Source organism: Pseudorhodobacter sp. E13, from assembly GCF_003991405.1.
In the GTDB taxonomy this organism is placed as follows: Bacteria; Pseudomonadota; Alphaproteobacteria; order Rhodobacterales; family Rhodobacteraceae; genus Pseudorhodobacter.
Genome location: NZ_RPEN01000155.1, coordinates 209440 through 219073 on the forward strand (window position 1 = coordinate 209440; position 9634 = coordinate 219073).

Annotated in this window: 10 protein-coding genes; 5 read left to right on the plus strand and 5 right to left on the minus strand. The window is 60.6% G+C overall.

Going from position 1 to position 9634, the window contains the following annotated elements; genetic code table 11:
* Positions 1-115: 115 nt before the first annotated feature.
* The 4 genes from EGN72_RS10795 to EGN72_RS10810 all read right to left on the minus strand — a co-directional run bounded on the left by EGN72_RS10795 (position 116) and on the right by EGN72_RS10810 (position 2427).
* Entirely contained in the window at positions 116-688 is a 573-nt protein-coding gene (locus EGN72_RS10795) for a cob(I)yrinic acid a,c-diamide adenosyltransferase (protein ID WP_127047405.1), read from the minus strand.
* Positions 688-897 (minus strand): twin transmembrane helix small protein, encoded by a 210-nt coding sequence (locus EGN72_RS10800; RefSeq protein ID WP_127047407.1) that lies wholly within the window; start codon positions 895-897, stop codon positions 688-690. Before EGN72_RS10800 ends, EGN72_RS10795 begins: the two co-directional genes overlap by 1 nt.
* 87 nt (positions 898-984) lie before the next feature.
* Positions 985-1815, minus strand: a complete 831-nt coding sequence (locus EGN72_RS10805; RefSeq protein WP_127047409.1) for an SDR family NAD(P)-dependent oxidoreductase — start codon at positions 1813-1815, stop codon at positions 985-987.
* 63 nt (positions 1816-1878) lie between these two features.
* Positions 1879-2427 (minus strand): SH3 domain-containing protein, encoded by a 549-nt coding sequence (locus tag EGN72_RS10810; RefSeq protein ID WP_127047411.1) that lies wholly within the window; start codon positions 2425-2427, stop codon positions 1879-1881.
* Positions 2428-2597: 170 nt separating this feature from the next.
* On the opposite strand from EGN72_RS10810, the gene EGN72_RS10815 reads away from it, so the two are divergent.
* The 3 genes from EGN72_RS10815 to EGN72_RS10825 all read left to right on the plus strand — a co-directional run bounded on the left by EGN72_RS10815 (position 2598) and on the right by EGN72_RS10825 (position 7354).
* On the plus strand, positions 2598-4901 hold the full coding sequence (locus tag EGN72_RS10815) for a DNA topoisomerase IV subunit A (RefSeq protein WP_127047413.1): 2304 nt from the start codon (positions 2598-2600) through the stop codon (positions 4899-4901).
* A gap of 132 nt (positions 4902-5033) precedes the next feature.
* A complete protein-coding gene (locus tag EGN72_RS10820) occupies positions 5034-6221 on the plus strand; it encodes a YjgN family protein (RefSeq protein ID WP_127047415.1) in 1188 nt (395 codons plus the stop codon).
* Positions 6222-6223: 2 nt separating this feature from the next.
* Positions 6224-7354, plus strand: coding sequence for a M48 family metallopeptidase (locus tag EGN72_RS10825; RefSeq protein WP_127047417.1), 1131 nt, complete (start codon positions 6224-6226; stop codon positions 7352-7354).
* 2 nt (positions 7355-7356) lie between these two features.
* Here the strand turns inward: EGN72_RS10825 and EGN72_RS10830 are convergent, their stop codons facing one another.
* Positions 7357-8736 (minus strand): cytochrome P450, encoded by a 1380-nt coding sequence (locus EGN72_RS10830; RefSeq protein WP_127047419.1) that lies wholly within the window; start codon positions 8734-8736, stop codon positions 7357-7359.
* A 130-nt stretch (positions 8737-8866) separates the two neighbouring features.
* Here EGN72_RS10830 and EGN72_RS10835 point away from each other — a divergent pair, with 130 nt between their 5' ends.
* Both EGN72_RS10835 and EGN72_RS10840 read left to right on the plus strand, forming a co-directional pair.
* Positions 8867-9433 carry a hypothetical protein gene (locus EGN72_RS10835; RefSeq protein WP_233587110.1) on the plus strand — a complete coding sequence of 189 codons (567 nt, stop codon included), beginning with the start codon at positions 8867-8869 and terminating at the stop codon, positions 9431-9433.
* A 90-nt stretch (positions 9434-9523) separates the two neighbouring features.
* Positions 9524-9634, plus strand: a 111-nt coding sequence (locus EGN72_RS10840) for a GTP-binding protein (protein WP_158623108.1), incomplete at its 3' end; no start/stop codon positions are given.

Here is a 9634-nt window from a genome sequence, read left to right on the forward strand (position 1 = left end):
CAAAATCGTCATGTTAGCGACAACAGACGCCGCGTTTCCAACCCGCGCCCGGCCCGATCCCCCGGTCTGCCCTGCGAAAACCGCTTTCGGCGGTAAGGATTCGCAACACTCCGAGTCAGCGCGTCAGCCCCGGCACCCACAGCACATCGTCCTTGCCATCATTATTGGCGATGCGCCCGGCGACGAAAAACCAATCCGACAAACGGTTAAGGTATTTGACGGCGGCGGGGTTCACATCTTCGACGCTGGCCAGTTCCACCGTCAGCCGTTCGGCCCGCCGGCAGGTCGTGCGGCACAGGTGCAGATGGGCGGCAAGGGCGGTGCCCCCCGGCAGAATGAAGCTGCGCAACGGGGTCAGGCTGGTGTTCATCGCGTCAATCTCGGATTCCAGCCGTGCCACTTGCGCGTCGATCATCCGCAGGCGGGGGTAGGGGGCGGTAGCATCGTTTTCGCGGTCCGGGGTGCACAGATCGGCCCCCAGATCGAATAGATCATTCGAAATCCGCGCAAGGGCGGCATCCATATCACCTGTGCTGTGCAGGCGCGCCAGCCCGATGGTCGCATTGGTTTCATCCACCGTGCCATAGGCCGAAACCCGCAGCGCATGTTTCGCCACCCGGTCGCCATTGCCAAGGGCGGTTTCGCCCGCGTCACCGGTTTTGGTGTAAATCTTTGAAAGAACGACCATTACTGCCCCCCCATCCGGCGCAAAAAGACGAAAAGAATGATCAGCGCAACCGCCACCGCCTGCGCATAAATCCGATAGCGCATCAGCTTATTGGATCGTTTGGCACTGTTTTCGCCACCCTTGCCAAAACTGCCTATGCCCAGAATCAGGACGAACAGCACGCCAAGGCAGGCAATCGCGGCGATAATGAATAACGGGTCGCTAAGCATAAAAAGTCCCTTCTTGTTTGCAGGGGATGTAAGCGGCTGCGCGGAAAAAGCGAAGAAAAAACGGCTGTGGCGAAACGTCCACCACGCTTATGTGCCGCCTGCCAGAATTCGGTCCAGCGCCCAGATGGGCAGCAAGCGCCGGGCAATTCCCATCACATGCGTGGGAATAGTAACATAGTAGCGGGCGCGGGGGCGTTTGCTTTCCAGCGCGTGAATCAGCTTGTCCGTCACGGCAGAGGCGGGCAGCTCAAACCGGTCCGGCCCGGCCTTGTTTTCAAAGCGTTCCAGAATTTCGGCATATTCCGCGCGGCGGGGCGACGAGTCCCATTTGATCCAGCGTTTGAACTGAATTGCGCTATTGTCGCGGAATTTGGTGGTGATCGGCCCCGGCTCGATCAGGATCGGGTGGATGCCAGTGCCGCGCAATTCCAGCCGCAGCACATCGGTGATCCCTTCCAGCGCGAATTTGGTCGCCACATAGGCCGTGCGCCACCGAAACCCGACCATCCCCAGAATAGAGGAGTTGTTCACAATCCGCCCATGCCCCTGCGCCCGCATGATCGGCAACACGCGGCAGGTCAGGTCATGATAGCCGATGAGATTGGTTTCCAGAATCGCCCGGAACGCATCGCGCGGCAGATCTTCATAGGCGCAGGGAATGGCATAGGCCCCGTTGTTGAACAGCGCATCCAGCGTGCCGCCCGTGCGGGTCATCACCTCGGCAACGGCGGATTCAAGGCTGCTGACATCGTCATAATCCAGGCGAAAGCTTTCCAGCCCTTCACCGCGCAACCGCGCGCAATCCGCCTCGGCCCGGCAGGTGGCAAACACGCGCCAGCCGCGGGCGTGCAAGGTGCGCGCGGCGTCAAGCCCGATACCCGATGAGCATCCGGTGATCAAAATGGATTTTTGTGACATGGCGCGGCCCCTGATTGCTTGCGCCCTTGATCTAATGCGAAACGGGCGGGGCCGCAAACCGCCTTAATTGGACGGGTCAGTCTCGCTGAGCAAACGGGCAGCGATATAGCCGTCGATGCCATCGCCTTCGATCCGGATCTGCACCCAGCCGTCTTGCTCTGGCGATACCACGGTTACGGCTTCGGCGCGGGTCAGGCGGCCCACAACCTCATAATCGGTGGAGGGGCCACCACGCACATTCACCGAGCGGCTGCTGACATACATGATCGGCAATTCAGGGGCTTCTTCAACCTTCGGCAGCGGCACCACCGAGGCCGCCTTATCCGCATCCATCACCACAAATCCGCCGACGATCGGGGCCGAGACGGGCTGTGCGGCTTCCACCTTGGTGGCTGCCGGTGTTGTGGGGGCGAATGCGGCCAGCGTCACATCGGCTTTCGGTGCGGTGGCTTGGGGCGTTGCGGCTTCCGGGGCGGCGGCGGTGCGGACCACCGGGCGATTCACGGGTGCATCTGCATTCAACAGGCCTTGCCGAACCTGCCCGTTGTCTTCGCCGCCGATCAACAGCGTCAAAAACATAGCAAGCGCCAAAAGCGACAACAACTTAATCATACCAACCCCATTCAGTTTCGCATTCGCGAGCAGACTTACCTTCCTTATGACAGTTTTTACTGTGGGAAAAAACGTTAATCTTTCCCAATTCCGCATTTTCTGACGCCCACTTCGGGCGGGGGCTTTCATTTCGGCTGGACCGTGCCGCACAGCCCGATTACACAACATCCATGACAAAATCGCCCGATATCCCCCATACCCAGCCGCTGACCGTGTCCGAACCCCTGCGCCGCGCGATTGGCGAGCGGTATCTGACCTATGCGCTGTCAACCATCATGCACCGGGCCTTGCCCGATGCCCGTGACGGGCTGAAACCGGTTCACCGCCGGATTCTTTATGCGATGCGAGAGTTGAAGCTCAGCCCGACAGGCGGCTTCCGCAAATCCGCGAAAATCTCGGGCGATGTGATGGGCAACTATCACCCGCATGGCGATGCCGCGATCTACGATGCGATGGCACGTCTGGCGCAGGATTTCAACGTGCGCTATCCGCTGGTCGATGGTCAGGGCAACTTTGGCAATATTGATGGCGATAACCCGGCCGCCAGCCGCTATACCGAGGCGCGGCTGACCGCGATTGCCGAAAAGCTGATGGAAGGCTTGACGGAGAACGCCGTCGATTTCCGCCCCAACTATGACGGCACACTCGAAGAACCTGTCGTCATGCCTGCCGCCTTTCCGCATCTGTTGGCCAACGGGTCCAGCGGTATTGCCGTGGGGATGGCAACGAACATTCCGCCGCATAACCTGCATGAGTTGATTGACGCCTGTCAGGCCATGATCAAAGACCCTGCGATTGCAGATGACGCATTGGTCGAACTTGTCCCCGGCCCGGATTTCCCGACCGGTGGCGTGATCGTGGAACCGCGCGCCAATATCATCGACGCCTATCGGTCCGGGCGCGGATCTTTCCGGCTGCGGGCGAAATGGCATGTGGAGGATCTGGGCCGTGGGCAATGGCAGATTGTCGTCACCGAAATTCCCTATCAGGTGCAGAAATCGCGGCTGATCGAGAAGCTGGCGGAGCTGATCCAGACCAAGAAAATCCCGGTCTTTGGCGATGTGCGCGACGAATCCGCCGATGACATCCGCCTGATCCTTGAACCAAAGGTCCGCACCGTGGACCCGGATATGCTGATGGGGATGCTGTTCAAGAATTCCGATCTGGAAATTCGCTTCAGCCTGAACATGAACACGCTGATTGATGGTCGCACGCCCAAAGTGTGCAGCCTGAAGGACGTCTTGCGCGCGTTCCTTGATCATCGCCGCGATGTGTTGCAGCGCCGCAGCCAGCACCGGATGGACAAGATCGACCATCGGCTAGAGGTGCTGGAAGGCTTTATCACCGCCTTCCTGAACCTTGACCGCGTGATTGATATCATCCGTTATGACGCCGATCCCAAGCGCGCCTTGATGGCGGAAAACTGGGGCATCGACCACCCGCGCGCGCTGTCGGAAAAGGATTACGTCTCTCCGCCCGAGGGCGAGGGGGAGCTGACCGAGGTGCAGACCGAGGCCATCCTGAACATGCGTCTGCGCAGCTTGCGCAAGCTGGAGGAGATGGAGCTGATCGCCGAGCGGGACGCCTTGATGCAAGAGCGCGCCGATCTGGAGGATTTGCTGGCCGACCCGCGTTTGCAATGGAAGCGCATCGGGGCCGACCTGAAAGAGGTGCAGAAAAACTTTGGTCATTCCTGGGCCAAAGGCACCCGCCGCACCACCTTTGCCGAGGCCGGCGAGGTCGAGGACGTGCCCTATGAGGCGATGATCGAGCGCGAGCCGATCACCGTGATCTGTTCCAAAATGGGCTGGATCCGCGCGATGAAAGGCCATGCTGCGCTGGATACCGAAGCCAAGTTCAAGGACGGCGACGAAGGCCGCTTCCTGTTCCACGCCGAAACCACCGACCGGATCATTCTGGTCGGCAGCAATGGCCGTTTTTACACGCTGCTGGGCGCAAACCTGCCCGGTGGGCGCGGCATGGGCGAACCCGTGCGCCTGATGGTGGACTTGCCGAATGAGGCCGAGATTGTCGATCTGATGATCCACCAGCCCGGCAGCAAGATGCTTGTCGCCTCCAGCGATGGCGATGGGTTCATTTGCCCGTCGGATGAGGTGGTGGCCCAGACCCGCGCGGGCAAACAGGTGCTGTCCCTGCGCGGCGAGGCCAAAACCGCCGTCTGCAAGGTGGTGCGCGGCGATCATGTGGCCGTTGTGGGCGAAAACCGCAAAGTGCTGGTATTCCGCCTTGATGAATTGCCCGAAATGGCCAAGGGCAAAGGCGTGCGCTTGCAGAAATACAAGGACGGCGGCTTGTCGGATGCCACGACCTTTGCGCTGACCGAAGGCCTAAGCTGGAAAGACCCGGCAGGCCGCACCCGGACAGAAACCGACCTGGAGGAATGGCTGGCCAAACGCGCCACCGCAGGCCGCATGGCCCCGCGCGGTTTCCCACGCGATAACCGCTTTACCTAAGGCGCAAGCGCGCGCCCCCTGCGACAGAGTGGCGCGCTTTTTCGCCCTCTGCCGCAACTTCCCCTTTATTGGCCAGATCAAAGCCTGTAGCTTGGTCTTGCTAAACCTGCATTAAACTTTAGGAGTTTTGTTATGTCATTGAACTCAGGCGGTATTGTCCGCTATTCGGGCCAGTCCGGCCCCATTTTCAAACTGGCTTTTGTGACCGGTTTGTTGACGCTCATCACCGCCGGGATTTACCGGTTTTGGGCGAAAACCCGGATGCGGAAATATATCTGGTCCTCTGTCTCGATCGACGGGGATGCGTTTGAATATACCGGCACCGGGTTGGAAAAGCTGCTGGGCTTTCTGATCGCGATTGTGTTTCTGGCTGTCTATCTGGCCGGTGTGCAACTGATCCTGACCTTCCTGGGGCTGGGTGTGATGATGCAGCCGGGGAATGAGCTGGCGATCATCGCCTCTGTCTATATTTCGTTCTTTGCCATCGTGCCGTTTCTGCTTTTTGCGGTCTATCGCGCGCGGCGCTATAAACTGGCCCGCACCCGGTTGCGGGGCATCCGCTTTGGCATGGATAATGCCGCCTGGGGCTATGCCTGGCGCGCGATTGGGCACTACTTGTTGACGGGCATCACGCTGGGCGCGCTGTTGCCGCGCCAGACCTTTTATCTTGAAAAATACATGACGGATCGCAGCTATTACGGCGATGCCAAATTTGAACAAGGCGGGCGCTGGCAGGGGCTTTATGCGGCATTGAAACATGTGCTGATTGGCCTTGCCATCATGATCCTTGGCGCGATTGTCGGCGGGGTGATGAATGCCGAAGCCTTGATCGGTATCGCGGTCTTTGTCGGTTATTTCTGGTTCATGATCGGCTTTGTCTATTACCGCGTGCATGCCTATGCCTATCTTGCAAACCACAAGACGCTGGACGGACAGGTTACTTTCACCGCCACCCCAAGCACCGCCGAGATCATCAAGATCGTGCTGGTCGGCGGTATTGTTCTGGGCGTTGTCGCCGCGATTGCCTTTGGCGTGCTGGGCGGCGTGGTCTATGGCATGGCGGCATCGGGCGGCATGGGGATGGGAATGGGGCCAAACATCGCCCAAATCGTGCCTATCGTCATCCTCTATCTGCTGATCCTGATCGGCCTTGGTGCCTTGGGCGTGGTGATGATCACCCATCCGATCATCGGCCATCTGGCAACTAATCTGAAGGTCAATAACGCCGAGGCTTTGGGCGCAGTGCGTCAGCGCGCCTATGACAAAGGCGCAGATGCCGAAGGCTTTGCCGATGCGCTGGATATCGGCGGGGCGATCTGACCATGATAGGCGCTGCGCCGGTTGCGGCTGTTTTCTTTGATGGCCATACCGCGCAGCGCCACCCGGTTTTCGTTACGGTCAGCCGGGACGGGCGCGGCCTGATGATTGATGCGCAAGGCCCCGGCGGCACGCCGATGCTTTGGCCGCTTGATCGGTTGCGCAGCCTTGCCGATCAGGCCCGCAGCGACAGCCTGACCCTGACCCTGCATTCCGATACCGAGGATGAAACCCCGCGCGACCCGGCCCGTCTGGTGATCGAAGATCCGGCCTTGCAGGCGTGGTTGCGGCTGTCGGCCCCCTCGTTGAAAAAGCGCGATGTGCGGCGCGGCACGGCGACCAGAATCCTTGGCCGTTTTGCACTGGCGGTGGTGTCCATTGGCATCATCGTCTTTGTGCTTTTGCCGCGCATGTCGGATTTTCTGGCCAATCGGATGCCGCTGGAAACCGAAATCCAGTTCGGCGATGCGGTCGTCAACCAGATGGAGCGTTTCCTTGGCGGGCGGGCAGGCTCTTTGCTCTGCACCGATCCGCAGGGCAATGCCGCGCTGGACCGTCTGGTCACCCGGCTGACCGAGGGGCAAGAGATGGCCTATGATCTGAAAGTTTCGGTTCTGGATCACCCGATGGTCAATGCCTTTGCGGCCCCCGGCGGGCGCGTTGTCATCCTGCGTGGTTTGCTGGATAAATCTGACACGCCCGGGGAAGTGGCCGCCGTGCTTGCCCATGAAATCGGCCATGTCGAGGCGCGTGACCCGACGCGGCTGATGCTGCGGGCGGCGGGTTCGGCGGGGATCGTGTCGATTGTGCTGGGCGATGTGTCCGGGGGCACGGTGATCGGTATTCTGGGCGATCAGCTTTTGCAAACCTCCTACACCCGCGCGGCAGAGGCGCAGGCAGATGCATTTGCCATGGCCATGCTGAACCGCGCCGCGATCAGTTCCGAAGGGTTCGGCGCCTTTTTCGACAAGCTGGCCGAGATGGATCAGATTGAAATCCCGGAATATTTCTCCAGCCACCCGTCCAGCGCCGACCGGGCAGAGCGTGCCAAGGAAAACGCCCGCAACCAAGGTGTCACAAAGCCCGCCTTGTCAGAGGCGGATTGGGCCGCGTTGAAAACGGTCTGCGCGCCGTAACCTCAGACCGGATCAACCTTTAGCCAAACCCCGCCTTCGGGCCGCAGGGTCAAAATCATCACCGGTTTTGGCGCGCGGCCTGTCACCGGGGTGAACCGGTGCCGTGCCAGCAGGGTTGCCAGAATGATCACCGCCTCTTGCAGCGCAAAATTTGCCCCGATGCAGATGCGCGGCCCATCGCCAAAGGGCAGATAGGCAAAGCGGTCAATCGCCTTGGGGTCACGGAACCGCGAAGGCTTGAACTGGTCGGGGTCATCCCAAAGCATGTGGTGGCGGTGCAGCGCATAAATCGGCAGAACCACCGTATCACCGGGATGAATGTCGCGCCCGCACAGCGTATCGGCCACTTGCGCGGTGCGAGACAGAAAGGCCGCCGGCGGATACATCCGCAACGCCTCATCAATGATTTGGCGGGTCAGGGGCAGGTTCGCAATATCGGCTTGGGTTGCCGCACGGTCCCCCAGAACGGCGCGCGCCTCCTCCCGCGCCTCGGCCTGCACCCCTTGATCAAAGGCGCACAGATACAGCGCCCAAGCCAGTGTCAGCGCCGTGGTTTCATGCCCGGCGACGATAAAGGTCAGCAGGTTGTCGCGCAGCTCGGATGTGGTCATCTTGCGGCCGGTCTTGGGGTCTTCGCCTTCCAGCAACAGGTCCAACAGGTCCGGCACCGGGCGGCGACCGTCCTTGCGGCGGCTGTCGATCGCCTCATCCGCGATGCGTTTCATTTCCCGCATGGCGGCCCCTGCCATCACCCGCCCCGGACGCGGCACCCAGCCCGGCACGCCCAACAGGTCCAGCACGGACACTTTGGCGGCATGGGCGATGTAATCCTCAATCGCGCGATGCACGGCGCTGCGGTCAAAACCTTCGCCGCCCGAAAAGGTCACATCGGAAATCACCTCAAAGGTCGCGGTGACCATTTCGGCAAACATATCCCCCGCCCGCCCATGCGCGGCCGCAATCCGCGCGCTGGAGCGTTCTGCCGCCGCCGTCATCACCGGGGCAAGTGCTGCCACATTGCGATGGCTGAACACCGGGGCCGCCGTGCGCCGCTGCCACAGCCATTCCGCCCCTTCGGCCACAAACAGGCTGTCACCGATTGCCTGTTCAAGGATCAGCTTGGTGACGGTGGATTTCGGGTAATCCTCGACCCTGTCACGCAGCACCTGCTTCAGCGCGCCGGGGTCCATGACCATATGCCAGCGTCTGCCCGTGCGCCCCGACAGCATCGGTTGGCGCGTCGCAATCTCGGGGATCAGCTCCAGCACATTGCGCTGCCCCGCCCGGGCCGAGGCTAAAAGGCCCATCGGCGTGTTGTGCAACGGCACGCGGGCTGGGTAAGCGGTAGTCTCGGGGGCGAGAGGTGTTTGCGGCAAGGTCATGGCACAGTCCAATCCATACGAGGCACATTACAAAGTATAGGGCGCAATCCGGTCAGGTGAAGGCGGCATGGTTGCACAGGCCCCCCGCAAAGGCTATGGCTGGTGCGTGGTTTGACCAAGGACATGAAGCATGATCATCGCGCGCATTCTGCCCCTTTTCGTCGCAGGCTTTCTGGCCGCTTGTGGTCAGCAAGCCGAGATGGAGGCCCCTGTCTCGCTGGGCAATTTCAAGCTTGGCCATAATATCGTGGTGGCCGACAATCCGCAAAAGGTCCCGATCTCGCGCGAGGCCGACCCGCAGGATTGGGATGACAGCCTGACCGCGGCATTGCAAAAACGCCTGTCGCGCTATGAGGGCGACAAGTTTTACAATCTCGGCGTCTCGGTCGATGCCTATGCGCTGGCCCCGCCCGGTATTCCGTTGGTGGTATCGCCCAAATCCGCGCTGGTCGTGACGGCGACACTCTGGGATGATGCGGCAGGTAAGAAGCTGAATGAAAAAGGCGTGCAATTCACCGTCTTTGAAGGGTTGGACGGGGAAACCATGGTCGGCTCTGGTCTGACCCGCACCGCCGAAGAGCAGATGGAGCGTCTTAGCTTCAACGCCGCCAAACGGATCGAACGCTGGCTGGCCGACAACCCGGAATGGTTCGGATTGCCGCCAAAAGCGCCGGAGCCGGTCGCTTCGACGAAGTGACACTTGATTTTCCCTTGGATCGTGGATATCTCGCGCCCGATGGAAATCGGGTTCCGCTTTGGGGCCCCCTAATGTTTGAGGCTCTCCGCGATGGCAAAGGCAAAGTTTGAACGCACCAAACCGCACGTAAACATCGGCACGATTGGTCACGTTGACCACGGCAAGACGACGTTGACGGCGGCGATCACGAAGTATTTTGGC